Raw genomic sequence first — 18417 nt, 5'->3', positions numbered from 1 at the left:
TCACAAGCAACTATTTTGCTGCTGGTTGATTTGCAATTGCTTCATCCATTAGCTTCGTACGATCGTCTTCAGAGATTTCTTTTAACGCCTCGTTTACTTTTGCCTTTAAATCACTGCCTTGCTGTAAGCCAACCGCAATTGCTGTATCCTCTTTACTTGTTTTAAAGCCATCTGTAAATTCAACCATTGCAAAATTATCGTTTGCGGCTGCTGCAGATACACCTTCTGGACGCTCTGAAACGTAACCATCAATTTTACCTGACTCTAGTGCTACACGCATTGCCGGAAAGTTATCCATGGCAGATTGCTTTTTCACACCATCAATTTGATCAATTACTGAATAATGGAATGTATTTAATTGTGCAGTGATTTTAGCACCGCTGAAATCTGCTAACGACGTAGCATTTTCATATTTACTACCTTTTTTCACAACCATTACAAGGTTAGATGTGTAATACACATCTGAGAAATCAATTGTTTTTAAACGCTCTTTTGTTGGCGACATACCTGCTACAATCGCATCAATCTTACCTGAAGTTAATGCGGGAACAAGTCCATCCCATTCTGTTTTCACAATAACTAATTCCTTACCTAATTTATCTGCTACCTTTTGTGCGATTGCAACATCGTACCCACCCGCATACTCAGAACCATCTTTAATTTTTACAGCGCCATTTGAATCGTCCTGTTGTGTCCAGTTAAATGGTGGATAACCCGCTTCCATCCCTACTGTAAATGTATCCTTTGAATCACCAGAAGATTCTGACTTATCAGAATCTGAAGCGCCACATCCTGCTAACGCAAGAACGAGTACAAACATTAAACCTACTAACCATCCTGTTTTCTTCATCCTACTCTCTCCTTTTTTGTCATTAATTAGTTATTAGGACTAAACAAAAAAGGACCTGAGGTAAACTCAGGTCCCTAAATTATCTTTAGTCCCAGAATCCTCACAACATTCCAAATTGAGATAGCACAACTCACTTAAGGTGGAAACTCAAGCGAGACAGTCCTGCAATTGTTCACTGCAGACCCAGCACATGATGTTGAGAAATCGTCATGCACTTCGGCGATAGTCCCTCATCAATCGTTTCATAACTCTTCTCTAGCTCATCGATTGTATCTTGACTTATCGCGCCTCTACCTCACGAAGCTGTGAGGCATTTATTCTAATTTATGAGACTAAATATACAGGAATGTTGTTTTTATGTCAATATAATTTGTCATAATATTTTTATTTTTCTAAACAATTTCGGTATTTACGACTAAATCATGCACATAAATGACTTCATTCCTTCGTATTTAATTAATTTTTATTTCTTTTTCAATGACATTACCATAGCGAATATAGATTGTATCTTTTTCGTTGATTTGCCATTTATTGAGCGCATAGTCTGTAGCATTGTCTGCTGTTACTGTTAGAACCGGTCTATCCCCTGTTGAAAATTTGCCATTTTCATCATAGTCCAAATACAAATCACCTGCTTGAACGGTATTTTCATATTCCTCTGCATCTGCCCATTCACGCGCTTTTTGAGTCATTCGAACCGTCGCATTACTATTTTGAGATAGTGTAAAGCGTTCCACTTTTGGATCTTTCCCGGCTTCCTCTGACGTATAAAGTACATCCTTATAGCCGATTGTTGCCGGAGCTGTTAATGTGGGTACATCTTTTGTATCAATGCTTGTAATTGCCGGTCTCGTTGCCGGGCTATAAATTGTTCGCGTACGAATTAATTTATCATTTTTATCGTAAATATAAACCGTTGTATAGCCATTTCGTAAAAATGTCACTGGTGCATAGTTAATACGTCCAATCGTATACTCACCAGTTGTCTCACCATCAATCGATAGCATCGCTGGATTATAGCGTACTTTATAGCCACTAACATCTGCTTTTGGTACCTCACCCGCGTATTTTCCATTCACATCTTCATAGTGCCATGTTAAATCATTTAAATTATTAAAGTCGATTTCCACCTTTGCTGGAAGCTTACTCGTCGTCAGTGCTGTCTGTGCAAGTGTTTTCCCACTCGCATTTTTATAATAAATTGTTCCTTTTTGACCAGCAGTTGTTGGTGTTAATGACGTATACACTTCAGCGCCTGTAAATGTTTTTATCGGTGCGTAGCGGAATGGAATTGTCTTTGGATATTGGATTGTCGATTTACTTGAAGCTTTATAATACGGGTCCCCATACTGATCTTTTTGTGTTGCACGAAGCCCCGGAACAGCGAGTGGATTAATATCCTTCTCTATATAGGCCTTATACGTTTTCGGTGCCGTAATCGTTGTTAGCTTCCGCTTACTATCCACCACATTCACTGTAAAGGATTGTGTATAGTTCCCAGCCTTCACTGTGATTTTTGCTTTCCCTGCCTTTTTCGCTACTAAATGCGGTGCAATAATAGGCAGTGAATCTTCACTACTAGCGTCCTGTAGATCCTCGTCACGGAATGAAATAACAGACGTATCCGAGCTTGTATAGGTTAGATTTGCACCATTCACACGGAACCCTGGGTTAGCAAACTGTGCAGTAGAAACATAGCCTAGTTCACCGACAACTAATGTTTTAGTTGGTGTCATTTGATAGTTGTAGTAATCTTGTCGAACTTTTAGATAAATTTCATCTGTTGCTACTTCCTCTTTTGGATTGTAAGCAGTAAAACGAATTTTCGTATCTAGCTCGCGCTTCTTTCCATTCTTCTCGACACTTACATGAAGTGGGTACACCCCTTTGTTCGTCGTAGCAAGTTCCCCTGTTGTCGAGGTGGTGCCTTCCGGAAAGATTGCTTGCTGTGCTGTAAATTTTATATCATAGCCCACTTCTTTCCACTCCTTGACACTCTTTTGAGTAGCACCAATCTGCAACGCCAACGTATTTTCCTCACCCGGCTCAAATGTATCATTCGCAAGTGCTAAACTCGCCTGCGTTAAATCATAGTTTAACGTAAAGCTTTGATTACCAATTTGAATGGCAATGTCTTCATCGAGTGCTACAGGTGTATTCAATAACCAAACAGAATTATCCTCTTCACTTTGTATATAACCTTTGCCCTTTACATTTTTCCCATTCACCCGAATTTGTTCTTTCAATAACCAACTCGTATCTTCTCCAAGCACTTGAAGACGATTCAAATCAAGCATCGAAACCGAGTCAATCGTCACTATAGGCACGCCTTGATTGAATTTCACTGGGTACGGGCTCGCATCACCATCCGCAAGCTTGCCGTCCTTATAATAGTAAAGGCCTTTATAATCCGTTAATTCTTGGCTTACCTTACCATAAAAATAAAGTGTTCCTTCATATAGATAGTTTCCTTGTGGTGCACGACCCTCTACAAATAAATGACCATCTCTTAGTTGTATCGGTGCCGCAGTATCTAACTTGCCATCTTTAAATAAATACTGCTTTGTAGCATCCATTTTTTCACCTGTCGATAAATGGCCTTTTTCATATAAATAGGAGAGGCCCGCTTTTTGATATACCTTTTCATCCGCGCTACTTAAACGACCATCCACATATAAATACTGTAAGTCCTTTGTCTGTACATTCCCTTGCGCTAAAAAGCCATTTTTAAATAGAAGCGTGTTATTACGCGCTTTTTTCGTACCACTTTTTAGCTGTGTACCATAATAAAGACGCATTAAATTTCCTTCGCCAACAATGGCATAGCCCGTATTTAATACACTATTACGATACAATTTGTTATTCCAATAAACATATCCTTTATTTAATTTGCCGTCCTTATACAATTTCCCTTTGTAGAGTGCATATCCTTTTACTACTTTTTTCGTCGGTGCATCAATCAATACACCATTTTTCAATTGGTACGTTGCAGCTTGCGCAGGCTGTAAGGTGATTGTTGATGACATCATAAAGGCTAATGTGGTAGAAGCGATGAGTCTTTTCCATTTCATAAAAACACCTCCCTATTTTGTATAAGATTTAATATTTTATTTTATTGTAAAATATCCTCTATTTGCGGACAAGATGACAAGGTTCCATACAATAGATAGTCTTTAATACTTATTTTATTAATAGATACATGAAAAGATAGTATGTCTAATCACGTATGAGAAAGGGTATAAAAAAGGACAAGCTTTTTATGTGATTTTGCCGAAATGCTTGTTATAATAGCGATATAGTGAGGTGATAATATGACGTTTGGAAGCCACATTGACGCAATGCAACATCTTATGAATGACATACATAAAGCACGCGAAAACTTACAAAAAAAAATGGGTGAGGTGTATTTAACGTCTCAAAGCTGGTATGCCCTGCAACAATACAAAGCGACCTTAGAGAAGTGTGAGCAAATGCTTGATTTTTGCTTTGAACTAACACTATTACATAATGAAATGACAGATGATGCGAGTCAAAGAATCATTTATAAGTCGGTGCAAAACCGAATGATGGATTTTATTGGCTATGTTGCTTTCCAGCAGCATTTGTTAACGATTTGGCAAGAAAGTGATATTACACCAGCGATTTTAAAGCTAGGCAAGCGTATCCAACAAACTTTAAACAGTGCGGCTAGTGATTTAAAACGCTATTTGAAATTACCAGATGATGATAATGATACAATGCCTCCACGCAATGTATTAAATTGAAACTTTTTTACTTTTTAAACGTACATATATGTATCACCATCTGAAGGAGAAATGTTTTTTGAAACGTTGAACAACGATCTTGCTCTTTTTTTCGTATTTTTTAATGCTTAGTCATGCGTACTATCAAACCATTGCGGAGCATTCACCCACAACAGCTAGTCAATTACAATTTATAGCTGTTGAGCAAACCGTGACACGGTAAAAAAGAACAAGCATCTGTCGCATCATATGCTATTTTTAAAAGCATTATTATCTTAATCGAACGGATTATTGCGACACAAAAGCTTTATATTTATGGGAATCGACATTATCAATCCTGGCTATAAAGCAAAAACGAGAAGCGCACAAGTAGCCGCTTCTCGTTTTTTATTTGTTATAATTTGTTCCAATTTTATGGAGCTCTACAATTTTGCCACGTTGGAACAGCGAATTATATGTATAATCTATATCATATTCAATCGTATCCGTTGTATCAATACGCTTTTGAAATTGCTCGTCGATTTCATATGACTCATCATCGACGACTAAATAGTACGTATCATTCTTTTGCACAATATTTTCTTGTGTGATGCTCGTCCTCATCTGTCCTTCACTATGGAAAAACAAATAATTCACCGTAAAGAATAATAAGCCACCTATTCCTACAAACACAATGCTCTTCAGCCATTTATTCATAAAAACACCTCCCATTATGTAATATTTTACCATAAAAGGAGGTTGTATTCATTAAGCTTTTGATGAAGATTCTACATCATCATGAATATTCATCTTGTAATGAATGATTGCCGTTACGAGCGCAAAAATACACGTGCCATACAATGTAATAGAAATTGATGGCATAAAGGCATCCAATAGCCCAATTAAACATAAAGCTAATATGTAATCAATGACGAAATCAAGTCCTGCCTGATATTGTTTTTCTAATAGTTCGAGTTCCACTAATACACTTGGAATCGCACCAATAAAAAAGGCAATAATAAAATCAAATACACCATATAATACAATGAATAATATACCCATCCATAAGGATGTATATTGCAAACCTAAAATTTTTAAGGCAAAAAATTCAATCACTCCTACCCCAATAAAAAGGAGTGCTACCACAAAGAGGCTCGCAGAAATTGCGAATTTTTCTTTCATTTATTAATCCCTCACTTCGTTACTAGCATAACAAGACTATCGACTAAATTCCATAAAAAAAGATAACCTGCCAATTAACACAATAATTAACAATTTATCATTAAATTTGGCATGTTATTATTATCCACTGCTAACAAAATTTTATGTGAGTACTGTCGATTCACACAAAAGGGAATACCACTTTAAGTCTGAACGCTTAAAAAAAGAATAATCGTTCATGCTCATTCTTCTACTATATCATTTTGATACACTTTTGATAGGAGTGAAGAATATGAAAAAATGGATTATTAGTTTATCATTTGCAGCCTCTATGTTAGTCGCTGCATCTTCTGCATCAGCAGAAAGCATTACAGGGGACATCCCATCGGAGAGCAGTATTGCGAAATTTATTGTGAAGCATCCGCTTGCGAAATCACAGCCTCAAAAATATGTAACGCCCCCAACTTCAACGAAAGTCGGCAAAACAGAGAACACCGCGGCGCTGAATTCCGTAAATCTAGTACGTTATTTAACAGATTTACCACAAGTCAAAGAGAATAAAAACTTCTCAAACTTAGCACAAAATGCTGCATTTTTAATGAACAGAAACAATCAGCTGGCGCACCAAATTCCAGTGCCACAAGGGATGTCCAGTACAAGTAAAACGTATAAAAAAGGTGCATTTGCTGGACTTGCTAGTAATATCGGCGTTGGGTATTACAATATCCAGCAATCGATTTTAAATGGCTACATGATTGACAGTGGTAGTAATAAGACCGCCATTGGTCACCGTAAATGGTTGTTAAACCCTTCTATGCGCTCAATCGGCTTTGGTAAAGTTGGTAGTTATACAGATACATATGTTTTTGATAATAAAGCAGCTGTCCATCAACAACTACCTGGCTATTATAATTGGTCAAAAAAAGATTTACAGGAACCAGGGGGCTGGGGGCTTGCTGAAAAAAATTATAGCAATGCTAAAATCGCATGGCCTGCTCAGCGTATGCCTATTCAATTAATGACACAAGATACCCCATTCTCTGTATCACTCGGCAAAAATTATACGATTTCAGATCGTGTTAAAATCACGATGAAAACGAGTAAGAAATCCGTAACAATTGATTCAAAAAATTTAAAGGATGGCCAGCATTATAGTGTCAGCTCATCAGGATATGGTTATATGAATGCGATTGTATGGCATGCTAAATTAGGCGATTTTAAATTTAAGGATAATGAAGTGTATACCATTAAAATTTCGGGCTTATTGAAAAATAACAAAGCCACCAAGATTAGCTATAAGGTTCGTTTCTTTGATTTAGAAGATTCATTTGCAAAACCAAGCTATCCAACGAAAATCACGTTGAAAAAAGGAAAATCATATACATTTAGCAATTTAAAACGTTTAGATTTCACAAATAGTGCAAATGTTGATTTAACAGTTAGCAATACAAAATCATTAAAAAAAGTTAGCAATTATACATTTAAATCGTTGAAAAAGGGTACTGCCTACGTAACCGTAACGAATAAAGTGCATCATCAAACGAAGAAAATTAAAGTTGTTACAAAATAATCAAAAAATACCGCTCCCATTGGAAGTGGTGTTTTTTGATTATCTTACAAATTGCTTCGATACCCAGCCAGTGCTACCACTAACTGTATCATATACTTCATACCAACCATCCACTGAATCCGTTACATACAAATAGGTACCATTTTCAAGTGACGTAACTTTACTATAGCCCTTTCCTGGTCCAGAACGCAGTACTAGAGTGCTACTTCCTGTATTGACAACAACTGTACTCGGTAATGAAGATTGTGAAGGTTGTGAAACGACAGGTTGCTGTGATGACACGTAGCTACTATGCACCCAGCCCATGGCGCCATAGCTATCAACATAGACCTCATACCAGTTGCCTTGACGACCGAGTAAAGTCATACCAGTCGCATTCGGTAAAGATTTGCTTAGACGCTTACTACTCGTTTGGCTAGGGCCTGTACGTAAAAACAGTCCAGCGTTTGATTTTCCTGTATTGACATAGACATAGCCATTTACATAATGATACGGCTCATTTTGTGCCGCATTTGGGTTCGCTACAGGTGTCTGTTGCTTTACTGTTACTTTCTCCGCTTTTGCAGCCTGTGCTTTTTTCTCTTCAAGAGAAGCTTCTTTTTTGTCCTTTTTCGCCTGCTCTTTTTTCTTACCCTCTAACTGATAATATACTTTGTCGCCTTTTACCGTACCTAATTTTTTCGCATCTCTTGCAAGTGTTTGCTTTAGCTTTTTGAGCTCTTGCTTTTCATTTTTAGTCGCTTCACTATCATTTAAGCGCATCGCCTCTGACAAACGAATACTACTCCGTATCGTCTCATGATACGTTTCTGCTAAAGCAAGCTCCGGTGCATCATCTTTCCATTCACTTGTTGACGATGCTTGTAAAAAATAAGACTCAAAGAAATTTAACGCCATATCTCCATTCGAGCCTGTTGTATAAGACTTGTCTAGTACAGAATCTAAGAAATCATTTAGTTTTTTCCCTTGATTGTCCACGGCCGAGCCATACGCCTTCGTATACCTTTGCGCATAGGTTGTTAAAGCATCTGTTTTGGCACGCGAATCCTCATAAGAAGCATCACTTAATTTTTTGATTTCCTCTTTATAATCTTTAGGAATCGACTCATCTTGCGGGGCTGCTTGCTGACTTTCATTTGATTTTTCTTTTTCAGAATTACATGCTGTTAATACAAGGGTGGTTGCTAATAATGCTGCAACCCCATACATTTTTTTCATTTATCCATCCACCTCACTTAACAGCATTATACCAAAACACGTCCTTTGTTTGTTATTTTTTACAATTTTTATCATTAATAAGAGCCTATTTTTTATTTTTTCATAAAAAAAGAGAGCCGCTTCTTCAGGCTCTCTACTTTTCTTCGACTTCCTTTAAACATTTGCATAAATTTCTTGGTTTTTCTCACGAAATTTTTCATTATGTGATGATACCATTGCTACTTTATTGGCTTCAGGGTTCATATATAATTTCGCACTATTCACCGCAAGAACTGCATCTTGGAATGTGCCGAGCAATAAATTCACCTTATCCTCATATGTGACAATATCCCCTGCACCAAAAATTCCTGGAACTGTTGTTTGACATTTGCCAATGCTTTGCAAATAATAATTATCTTTGCATTCCGGGCGAATGTCTTCATCAAATTCAAGGGATACTTCACGATCATACCCATGACTAATAATAACATCATCTATATTAAACGTTGTATTATCACCATTTTGACAAACAGTCACTTGTTCAATCGCCGTTTTTTGCTCATTTGACTGTAGGGATACAAGCTCAGAATTTAGCATAATTTCCACGCCATTTTCACGTAGATTACGCACCTGCGCCTCATGTGCCGTCAATTCCTCTTTACGGTAAATTAATGTCACTGATTTCGCAATTGGTAAAAGCTCAACGGCCCAGTCTACAGCACCATTACCGCCACCAGAAATTAATACATCATGATTACGGAAACGTTCGATGCCTTTAATCGTATAATGTAAATTTGTCATTTCGTATTTTTCAGCACCATCGATTGCTAGTTTAATCGGCTTATAAATGCCGCCACCTGTTGCGATAATAATTGTTTTGGAATAATGCTGTGCACCATCATTTGTTTCAATCACGAAGTAATCTTGTTCTTTACGCACATTTTGCACCTTTGTTTCTAAACAAATTGTTGGATCAAATGTCTTTGCTTGTGCTACAAGATTTTCGACGAACTGCGCTGCAACGATTGGTGGCTGACCACCGACATCCCATAGCATTTTTTCTTGAAAAATATTAACCTTACCACCTAAAGTGGGTTGAAACTCAATAATTTTCGTTTTCAAATCGCGTAGACCGCTATAAAAAGCGCTATATAAGCCAGCAGGTCCTCCACCAACAATCGTTACATCAAATAATTCCATCGAATCGCTCCTCATTAAATTAGTTCGTATGATAAACAGACAGGCTTATCTGTTTTTGGGTCGCGTACAATTGTTGCATCAATATTAAATACTTTCGCAAGAATTTCCGGCTGCATCATTTCCTCCACACTACCTTGCTTCACTAATTCCCCATTACGTAAAGCAATCAAGTTATGTGAAAAACGCGCCGCATGATTTAAATCATGCAATACCATAATAACGGTGCGGCCTTGCTCTTCATTTAATTTTTTTAGTAACTGTAAAACTTCTAGCTGATGCGCCATATCTAAATAAGTCGTTGGCTCATCTAAGAAAATAATATCGGTTTTTTGTGCAAGTGCCATCGCAATCCACACACGTTGGCGCTGGCCACCTGATAAGGTATCTACTTCACGATATTTATAGTCTAGTGTGTTGGTTACTTCAAGTGCCCAGTCAATGATTTCATAATCTTCATTCGTCAGCTTTGAAAAACCCGATTGATGCGGGAAGCGGCCATATGACACAAGTTCTCCTACTGTTAAACCTGCTGGATTTTCCGCAATTTGCGGTAAAATTGCTAAGCGCTTAGCAAGCTCTTTTGTTTTATAGTTAGCAATAGCCGCACCATCTAAATAAATCGAGCCGCTACTATATGGAATAATACGAGTCATTGCCTTTAATAACGTCGATTTTCCGCAACCATTCGGTCCAATAATCGTCGTAATTTCGCCTTCTTTGAAACTTAAAGAAACATCACGTACAATTTTTGTTTTCTCATAGCCAACATCTACATGCTCTACCAAAATGTCGTTCTTCATTTAGAAAATTCTCCTTTAAACAAAAAGAGATTGCCTTACGCATGCAAGTACAAACTCTAATTTAACGCTTATTTTGCTAAAGCGTCTGTAATTTCTTCAACAATTTTTGTATTCGCAATCGCACCTGTGTATAGCCAAGGAGATTCTGTACCTAATTTGTGTAAGTTACCCGATTTTACAGCTGGAATTGTATTCCATAGTTTGTCGCTTAATGCCTTTTTACTTGCATCATCATCTGATTCAATTAAGAATAAGTGATCAGCATCCATTGTTACTAGTTTTTCTAATGAAATTTCGCTCCAGTTACCTGTTGCTTTTTCAGAAATTTCTTTTACAACTGCTGGCACTTTTAAGCCAAGGTCATTGTACATAACATCTCCGCTTGAAAGATTATCTGATACGATGAAGAATTTACCGCCAGTTACCCAAACAGCTGCAGTAGATATGTCGCCTGCTTTATCTTTAATTTCTTTTTTTGCTTCAGTAGCTTTGTCTTCGTAATCAGCTAACACTTGTTTTGCTTCCGCTTCTTTACCAAATACTTCGCCCATTTTTGTTAATTCATCGCGCCAATCATTGTTTACTTCTTTACCGATAACATAAGTTGGTGCAATTTTATTGTATTGATCGTATTTATCGCCCTCTACCATAGAAGCTGAATCCATTACGATTAAATCTGGTTTAAAACTTTGAACGGCTTCAAGTGGTAAATCGTACGAAATTGTTGGAATATCTTTTAATTCCTCTTGTAAGTAATCTTGCACGCCATTTGTAACAGACCACTGCGCTACTGGTGTAATACCTAAAGCAACTAAGTTATCTTCTAAGTATGTTGCGATAACGCGTTTTGGTTGTTCAGGTACTTTTACTTCATGGCCCATTGCATCTGTTAATGTACGTGTTTTTGTTGCTTGATCTGTTTGCTCTGTTTTTTCTTTATTATCTGAAGAAGAATTCGAGTCGTTACCACACCCCGCTAATACTAAAGCTAATGCTCCTGCGCATGCGAAACCAAATTTTTTCATTTTAAAAGCCATTATTGAATTCTCCTAACTATCTATTTAAGTTTTAAGTAGTTTATTTTCATTTACTATAATGTTATAATTCCTCATATGATGATAATGAAAATCTTTCTCACTTAAGATAAAACAAATTTTTTATTATGTCAACACATGAATCCAGGAGTTATTACTATGAACGAAAAAAAATCTTTTAGTTATTTAGCAAGTCACTATCGTTCTTCTTTTAGATGGATTGCAACAATCTTCCTTATTATACTCGTACTTTTTGCTGTTGCACTTTCTATTCGATTTGGGGCTAGTGATTTAACGTATAAAGGAATTTGGGATGCGCTATTTCATTATGATGAAACAAATAGCGCCCATGTTATCTTGCATGAATTACGCCTACCACGCGCCATTGCAGGTCTTTTAGTTGGCGCAGCACTTGCCGTATCAGGTGCAATTATGCAAGGTGTGACGCGAAATGCTTTAGCTGAGCCTTCTATTCTAGGGGTTACAGCAGGCGCTGGATTTATGCTTTCCATCGCATACGCGGTAACAAAAGCACCTGACTTCTCAACACTTGTGCTGTTTTCATTTATCGGCGCTGGAGCAGGAGCTGCACTTGTCTTTACATTAACGGCTATAGGTAAAGGTGGCATCACACCGGTGAAGCTCGCACTCGCCGGTTCTGCCATTACAGCTATGCTCAGTGCCTTATCAACAACAATTGGCTTAAAATATGATGTCGCAAAAGACATTAGCTTTTGGTACGCTGGCGGCTTATCTTCTATCCAGCCCATACATGTACAAGTAGCCGTACCATTTATTGTTGCTGGTCTTTTGCTCGCGTTCTTCCTATCTAAATCCATCTCTGTCATGAGTTTAGGAGAAGAGGTCGCGAAAGGACTTGGTCAACGCACAACACTTATCCGTATTTTATGTACCATTGTTGTACTTTTACTAACAGGGGCAGCTGTATCAATTGCCGGCATTATTGGCTTTGTTGGTCTTGTTGTGCCGCATATTGTCCGCGCCATTGTTGGTGTCGATTATCGCTGGATCATTCCGGTATCTGCCATTGTTGGTGGCTGTCTGCTACTCTTCGCAGATATTTTAGGTCGTATCATTATGAGTCCATTTGAGACGCCAGTTGGTGCGATTACCGCAATTATAGGCGTACCATTCTTCTTATACTTGGCACGCAAAGATGGAAGAGGTTTATAATGCAAAATTCATTACGCAAACATTCAAGTCGATTTTATTTCTATTTAGTTGCCTGTCTCGTGTTATTAGTTGTCGCGATGTTTATTAGCGTCAATACAGGCTATATTCAAATTTCATTTTTTAGCTTCCTTCAAACTATGGTTGGACTTGGCAACCCAGAGGATGCCATGACTATTTTTGACTTCCGTATGCCACGCATTACGATGGCGATTTTAGTCGGCATGGGCATCGCTGTCTCAGGTGCTATTTTACAAAGTATTTCAAGTAATCCGTTAGCTGACCCCGGTATTTTAGGGATCAACTCAGGAGCGGGCTTCGCCATTGTACTCTATACATTTTTCTTTCAAAGCTTTGTTGCTACAAACTCAGTATTTTTTGTATTTTTAAAACCCGTTGTGGCATTATTTGGTGCACTGCTTGCAGCATTTCTTATTTATACACTCGCATATCGTAAAGGAAGGATTGCACCCACCCGCATGCTTTTAATTGGGATTGGGATTAATGCCGCATTTAGTGCCGGTATTACGATTTTTCAATTACGCATGGAGCCAGTTGATTTCACACGAACACTCGTCTGGCTATCAGGCTCAATCTATGCAACGTCTTGGACATTTGTTTTAGCATTACTGCCATGGCTTCTTATTTTACTACCAATCGCCTTTTATAAATCCCGTACACTCGATATTATTTCACTAAATGAAATGTCTGCTATTGGTGTCGGTATTAATGTCAATAAAGAGCGAAAATGGCTATTAATTTTAGCGGTGCTTTTAGCAGGTAGCTGTGTAGCCGTTGGTGGTGGCCTGACATTCCTTGGACTGATTGCACCACATATTGCACGTCGTTTAGTTGGTCGTTCACATATGCGTGTACTACCGCTAAGCGCACTAATTGGCGCATTACTCGTTGTTGCATCGGATACGATCGCACGTATCGTCATCGCACCTGCAGAATTGCCTGTTGGGGTCATCTTATCGATTGTTGGTGCACCATATTTTATTTATCTACTATTAAAAACACGCAATTAAAAAAGAGGCTGACCGTTTCCCTTGGTCTTAGCCTCTTTTTTTATGCCTTCTTCAGCATATCTACATGTGGAATATCATCTTCTAAATACGTTTCAGAGATAACTTCAAATCCAAACGAGCCATAAAATTTGCGTAAATAATCCTGTGCTTGGATTTTAATCGTCGTTTCATGAAGCTCATCTTCTAAAAAGCGTAATGCTTTCTTTAGTAATTGCTGTGCTAGTCCTTGTCCGCGGTAGTTTTGCTTCACAAGAACGCGTCCAATCGATGCCTCATCATAGGATACACCTGCCGGTAGCACACGTAAATATGCCACAATTTCACCGTCCTGCTCTTTAAATAAATGATACGAAGCAAAATCTTTGCCATCTAGTTCTGGATATGGACATGCCTGCTCGACAACAAATACATCTGTACGCTCCTTCAAAATAGCATACAATTCCTTCGTTGATAATTCATCAAATTTTTTGATTGACCACATTGTCATCATCCTTTACAGCTTTTTACTTCGTCATTATACCATGCTTAGTGCTAACACATCTTCACGCTGCGATAACGGTAATTTTGTATCGATTAGAAGTGTACAAAAAGCAGTATAAACATCTTCTATCGCCTTATCAAAGAGTGCCGGTGGAATCAGCTTACTCCATTGTTGGGCTTCATCATGCGTATACAAATGCATACCCGCGTCCGATTTCGTAATTAAAAACGTTACAGTAGAATCTAAAAATAAAATATCCTTTACTCCATCATATTCTTTATAGGTTTTTAGCGCCTTAAGTAACCCACAAACATCAGTGGTGCTCTCTTCGAAAAATAACTCACCATCTAAATAGACGACTAACTTTCCATCAAAGTAAAAATTATCCGCTTGGCTTTTTAAATTATGCCATGCAAACGCAGCTGCCCTAGGGTCTGTGAGCGAAACATCTTCATCTAACGCCAAAGAAATCATTTCCGTTTCCTCGTCATATTCAATGGGCGGCAGTAAAAGCTCCATACGCATCTCTTTCACTGTCTCTGCCTGATGCTTGAATTCGATAGAGGCAAGCTTCCCCTTTGCAAATGAAAATACAGCATTATAATACGTATACACAGCTGTAGGTTGCTTTCGTAGAATCTTAAAATATGTACCGCCATAAATCGTTAATTTCTTTCGACGTTCGAAATCGTCACGGGTAAAACGCAGCGTCGCAATTTGTTGATTTGCATCAAGTCCAACCTCACAGCCGACATCTTTTAGCAACACCTTTTCAACAACAGGCTGCGGTGTAATCGTAAAAATAGTGCTTTCTTTCGAATGATATATCGTCATGGGTGACCTCCATTTTTCATTAATAAACTCGCTGTATAATTATACATAATATCCCTTTAAAGGTGGTGTTTAGATGCACGATCCTGAAAAGCTGCACCGTCAAGAAGCCGAAAAAAATCCAGGTGGTACTTTAAATGACAGCATCAACCAACCTGTTAGAGCCGGGACAAACTGGAAAGCTACACTTTCCATTATTGTCATATTGGTGATTAGCTATGTCATTTATCAATTATTGTTTTAATCTAGGTAGACATCATGGCACGATGTCTGCCTTTTTTATCTTTTCTAGCCCCAATATTATTATGTTAAACTTATTCAATACATTCTTCTCGTAAGGAGTGAAAATAATGAGATGTGTAAACGAAGATTTTTTTAATGAAGACTATTTTACGTTACTTGATGTCGCTTTTAAGCTATCCGACTTTTTTGAGTTCACGATTAAAGAAGAGTCCATTAAAGTTAATGCCGACAATGTGTTGAATGAAAACCTCTTAGAGGAAACCTATTCGACTGTGCTAGAACCGCTAGATGAATTTTTAATCAAACGAAAAGTGCATCGTTATGGAAATATTGCGCATATATATGGCTCTGAACGAAAATCACATGTTTTTCGCTATAAATCCATTCGTCGTGCGAAAGAAGTACTTAAAACCTTTACAAATCATGCATTTGGTTGGGAAATGGGCGAACTCCCTGAATATTTAGCCTTCTATTCCAATGATAAACCGTTATTTGTCATCGTTGAAGATGAAGCCGAGATATGGTTTTACGATGAAAGTGAAGCGGAATTAATTCCAACATTAATCGAACGTCTATCTACATAGCATTATATGCTTACATCATTAAAAAAAGAGGCTGCGACAAAACACGTCCTTTTCCTTTTTGAGCGTTCGCAACGAAAAACCGGAACCGCGCTGTGGCGCGGTTCCGGTTTTTTTATGCACATAGAAGATGTTGTTTTTACACGTATGTCAAAGCCTCTTTTATCTATTTCATTGCTAACTTCACCGACACAGGCAGTATTTCTTCAAAAACACCTGCTGGATTAAGCTGCAATAATGTTTCACGAACATCTTGCTCAAATGCTTGTATGCGTGCTTCACTTCCTAAAAATTGTTTTAGACCGTAAGATGTTGAGTAATGATTGCCTAAGATAGCGTCAATTGTCCACGTATATGTATAAGGAGCTAATGAATATTGCTGTAAGGTAAAAGCAGATTCCTCAATTACCGTTGCATGGCTTTTTACTGGATGCGTATACGTTGTATTACCGGCTCTGCGCTCTGCTCCGTACCATTTCTTCACAACTTGTTTAAATGCCTGCTCCCAAGGCGTTATTTCTTTATTCGGTATGTACTGATCAATAAGTGCTACGCCACCACCTGATTGAATCAGTGGATAAAGTGTATGTAACAGCGCTTCGCGGTCCATCCAATGAAAAGATTTTGCCATTGTTACAAGCTGAAGTTTATCTATAGACTGATGCGCTAAAAACTGTACGAGGTCTCCATTGAAAAAATGTACATTTGAGACGCGAAGCAGCTCTTTTTTGCGCATTGCCTCACATAGCATTTCCTTATCCGTATCAATGCCTATGACCTCGTCAAACCAATCGAATAAACGAAAGGAAATTTCTCCTGTGCCACAGCCAATATCCAGCAGTTTCTGCTGACCATTATCAGCAAACTTCTCTACTAAAAAGCGAATGAGATGTGCCGGATACACTGGTCGATACTGTGCATAATACGCTGCTGCTCCTTCAAATAAATTTTCACCATAATTTGTCATATACTTTCCCTCACTCATAATAATTTTCCAATTACCAACTATTAATATTTGTACTATTTTTGACTTTTACCCACTACGCATTTCTTGCATCGTTGGAAAATCGACAGTCTTGGTCATCCACCGAAAATTCGATTGTACCTTTAAATACCTACATTTTTTAAAGTTTCTCTTCTTCTCTCATTGTGTATTAGAAAATTTAACGCAACGAACCAATAATGTTTTTCTCATTATTATTTTAATAATATGGGTACTATTCTTGAACTACCCCCACTTAGCCATTCTTTGAACGTTGCTTGAAGTGGGAGATTCCTACGAACAGTGCTTGCTTGTTTCCAGTTGCTCGAAACAGCGGCTTCACTTTTTTAGTAGGCTATCCCCGTAGTTCCTACGGTTGTTGCTTTAAAAGTCTTAACCCTTCGATTAAGATATTCTTACTTGCATTAATATCTCGGTCTAGTGTCGTACCACAAGCTGAACAAGTCCACACACGAATAGCTAATGGTTTCTTGCCATCTCGATGACCACAGGCATGACAAAGTTGGCTCGATGGGAAGAATCTGTCGATTTCGACAATTTTTCGATCGAGCCATTTTGCCTTATATTTTAGCTTGGTCACAAATTCAGACCATGACACATCCGCTATCGCTTTTGCCAACTTATGATTTTTCAACATGCCTTTTGTGTTTAAGTCTTCAAGACAGATGACGTCATAGTGACGAATCAATGCCGTTGACAGTTTATTTAAAAAATCTTCACGTTGAAACGCAACACGCTCACGCAAACGAGCCACTTTACGACGTTGCTTTTGGTAGTTCATGCACGCACGTAGGTTACGACCCTCTTTTTTCGCTTGCTCGTAGCGACGGGATAATTTGCGCTGCTCACGTTTTAATTTCTGTTCCATCTTCTTCGTAAAGCGTTGGTTATCCACTCTACGTCCATTAGACAGAATCGCAAAATCGGTGATACCTAAATCAATTCCTACAGCTTCATTTGTTTGAGGCAATGGCTTAAAGTCTGGTACTTCGCATTGGACAGACACGTAAAACGTACCACTCGCATTGTATTTAATCGTTGCGCGCATAATGCGACCTTCAATATCACGCGACTTCGCAAATTTTACGAGTCCTAGTTTTGGTAGCTTCATTTGATTACCGACAATCGCAATATTGTTATTCGTATTCTTCGTAGTATAACTTTGAACTGGATTCTTTTTACTTTTGAAGCGAGGATAGTTATTTTGCTTTTGAAAGAAACGTTGAAAAGCGTCTATTAAATTTTCATAAGAGGCTTGTAATGCCACACTATCTACGTTGCGTAGCCATGCCGTATCCTCTTGTTTTTTCAGCTTTGTGAGCATTTTGGACATAATGGAACGATTCAACCCTTTTCCTTCTTCTTCATAAGAAGTATTCCACAACGCAAGAAAATGGTTGTAAACAAAACGACAATGCCCATGTGTTTGATGAATCAATACTCGTTGATCTTTATTTGGGTAGATACGGAATTTATACGCTTGATGTGACATGACAGACACCTCCTTTTTTCGAATAGTATA

At 38.0% G+C, this 18417-nt stretch carries 18 protein-coding genes and 1 riboswitch; of the genes, 6 read left to right on the top strand and 12 right to left on the bottom strand.

All coding sequences use genetic code 11. The features are described 5' to 3' along the window. Positions 1-10: 10 nt before the first annotated feature. Together QI30_RS14530 and QI30_RS14525 are read right to left on the bottom strand one after the other, a co-directional pair. Positions 11-850, bottom strand: a complete 840-nt coding sequence (locus tag QI30_RS14530) for a transporter substrate-binding domain-containing protein (protein WP_126991322.1) — start codon at positions 848-850, stop codon at positions 11-13. 113 nt (positions 851-963) lie between these two features. Next, a riboswitch (Lysine riboswitch) is annotated at positions 964-1151 on the bottom strand. A gap of 151 nt (positions 1152-1302) precedes the next feature. Further along, positions 1303-3921 carry a hypothetical protein gene (locus QI30_RS14525; protein WP_126991321.1) on the bottom strand — a complete coding sequence of 873 codons (2619 nt, stop codon included), beginning with the start codon at positions 3919-3921 and terminating at the stop codon, positions 1303-1305. 240 nt (positions 3922-4161) lie between these two features. Here QI30_RS14525 and QI30_RS14520 point away from each other — a divergent pair, with 240 nt between their 5' ends. After that, a complete protein-coding gene (locus QI30_RS14520) occupies positions 4162-4614 on the top strand; it encodes a hypothetical protein (RefSeq protein ID WP_126991320.1) in 453 nt (150 codons plus the stop codon). Positions 4615-4980: 366 nt separating this feature from the next. Here the strand turns inward: QI30_RS14520 and QI30_RS14515 are convergent, their stop codons facing one another. Together QI30_RS14515 and QI30_RS14510 are read right to left on the bottom strand one after the other, a co-directional pair. Beyond that, positions 4981-5289 (bottom strand): hypothetical protein, encoded by a 309-nt coding sequence (locus QI30_RS14515; protein ID WP_126991319.1) that lies wholly within the window; start codon positions 5287-5289, stop codon positions 4981-4983. Between the two features lie 51 nt (positions 5290-5340). Further along, entirely contained in the window at positions 5341-5754 is a 414-nt protein-coding gene (locus QI30_RS14510) for a YrvL family regulatory protein (protein ID WP_126991318.1), read from the bottom strand. Positions 5755-6025: 271 nt separating this feature from the next. Here QI30_RS14510 and QI30_RS14505 point away from each other — a divergent pair, with 271 nt between their 5' ends. Then, a complete protein-coding gene (locus tag QI30_RS14505) occupies positions 6026-7303 on the top strand; it encodes a CAP domain-containing protein (protein ID WP_158621043.1) in 1278 nt (425 codons plus the stop codon). 39 nt (positions 7304-7342) lie between these two features. On the opposite strand, the gene QI30_RS14500 is transcribed toward QI30_RS14505, so the two are convergent. The 4 genes from QI30_RS14500 to QI30_RS14485 form a co-directional block, all read right to left on the bottom strand. Then, positions 7343-8521: an SH3 domain-containing protein gene (locus QI30_RS14500; RefSeq protein ID WP_126991316.1), complete on the bottom strand. Its 1179-nt coding sequence runs from the start codon at positions 8519-8521 to the stop codon at positions 7343-7345. Positions 8522-8674: 153 nt separating this feature from the next. Further along, complete coding sequence (locus QI30_RS14495) at positions 8675-9700, bottom strand: NAD(P)/FAD-dependent oxidoreductase (RefSeq protein ID WP_126991315.1); 1026 nt, start codon at positions 9698-9700, stop codon at positions 8675-8677. 14 nt (positions 9701-9714) lie between these two features. Beyond that, complete coding sequence (locus QI30_RS14490; RefSeq protein WP_126991314.1) at positions 9715-10500, bottom strand: ABC transporter ATP-binding protein; 786 nt, start codon at positions 10498-10500, stop codon at positions 9715-9717. A gap of 68 nt (positions 10501-10568) precedes the next feature. Next, the gene (locus QI30_RS14485; protein WP_126991313.1) at positions 10569-11537 is read right to left on the bottom strand and encodes an ABC transporter substrate-binding protein; all 969 of its coding nucleotides are present in this window, start codon (positions 11535-11537) and stop codon (positions 10569-10571) included. Positions 11538-11693: 156 nt separating this feature from the next. Here QI30_RS14485 and QI30_RS14480 point away from each other — a divergent pair, with 156 nt between their 5' ends. Together QI30_RS14480 and QI30_RS14475 are read left to right on the top strand one after the other, a co-directional pair. Further along, positions 11694-12728, top strand: coding sequence for a FecCD family ABC transporter permease (locus QI30_RS14480; RefSeq protein ID WP_233600607.1), 1035 nt, complete (start codon positions 11694-11696; stop codon positions 12726-12728). After that, positions 12728-13756 carry a FecCD family ABC transporter permease gene (locus QI30_RS14475; protein ID WP_126991311.1) on the top strand — a complete coding sequence of 343 codons (1029 nt, stop codon included), beginning with the start codon at positions 12728-12730 and terminating at the stop codon, positions 13754-13756. Before QI30_RS14480 ends, QI30_RS14475 begins: the two co-directional genes overlap by 1 nt. 40 nt (positions 13757-13796) lie before the next feature. Here QI30_RS14475 and QI30_RS14470 read toward each other — a convergent pair whose 3' ends face one another. Then, complete coding sequence (locus QI30_RS14470) at positions 13797-14237, bottom strand: GNAT family N-acetyltransferase (protein WP_370323622.1); 441 nt, start codon at positions 14235-14237, stop codon at positions 13797-13799. 33 nt (positions 14238-14270) lie between these two features. Then, a complete protein-coding gene (locus QI30_RS14465; protein ID WP_126991310.1) occupies positions 14271-15071 on the bottom strand; it encodes a hypothetical protein in 801 nt (266 codons plus the stop codon). Positions 15072-15144: 73 nt separating this feature from the next. Here QI30_RS14465 and QI30_RS20475 point away from each other — a divergent pair, with 73 nt between their 5' ends. Both QI30_RS20475 and QI30_RS14460 read left to right on the top strand, forming a co-directional pair. After that, positions 15145-15312 carry a DUF6366 family protein gene (locus QI30_RS20475; RefSeq protein ID WP_158621042.1) on the top strand — a complete coding sequence of 56 codons (168 nt, stop codon included), beginning with the start codon at positions 15145-15147 and terminating at the stop codon, positions 15310-15312. A gap of 106 nt (positions 15313-15418) precedes the next feature. Then, positions 15419-15895, top strand: a complete 477-nt coding sequence (locus tag QI30_RS14460) for a hypothetical protein (RefSeq protein WP_126991309.1) — start codon at positions 15419-15421, stop codon at positions 15893-15895. A gap of 163 nt (positions 15896-16058) precedes the next feature. Here the strand turns inward: QI30_RS14460 and QI30_RS14455 are convergent, their stop codons facing one another. Both QI30_RS14455 and tnpB read right to left on the bottom strand, forming a co-directional pair. After that, entirely contained in the window at positions 16059-16859 is an 801-nt protein-coding gene (locus tag QI30_RS14455) for a class I SAM-dependent methyltransferase (protein WP_126991308.1), read from the bottom strand. Between the two features lie 385 nt (positions 16860-17244). Continuing rightward, positions 17245-18387 (bottom strand): IS200/IS605 family element RNA-guided endonuclease TnpB, encoded by a 1143-nt coding sequence (gene tnpB / locus QI30_RS14450; RefSeq protein WP_126991307.1) that lies wholly within the window; start codon positions 18385-18387, stop codon positions 17245-17247. Positions 18388-18417: the final 30 nt, after the last annotated feature.

Origin of the sequence: Candidatus Kurthia intestinigallinarum (assembly GCF_003991225.1) — a bacterium.
GTDB lineage: Bacteria > Bacillota > Bacilli > Bacillales_A > Planococcaceae > Kurthia > Kurthia populi.
This window is presented reverse-complemented; position numbering and strand designations above follow the sequence as displayed.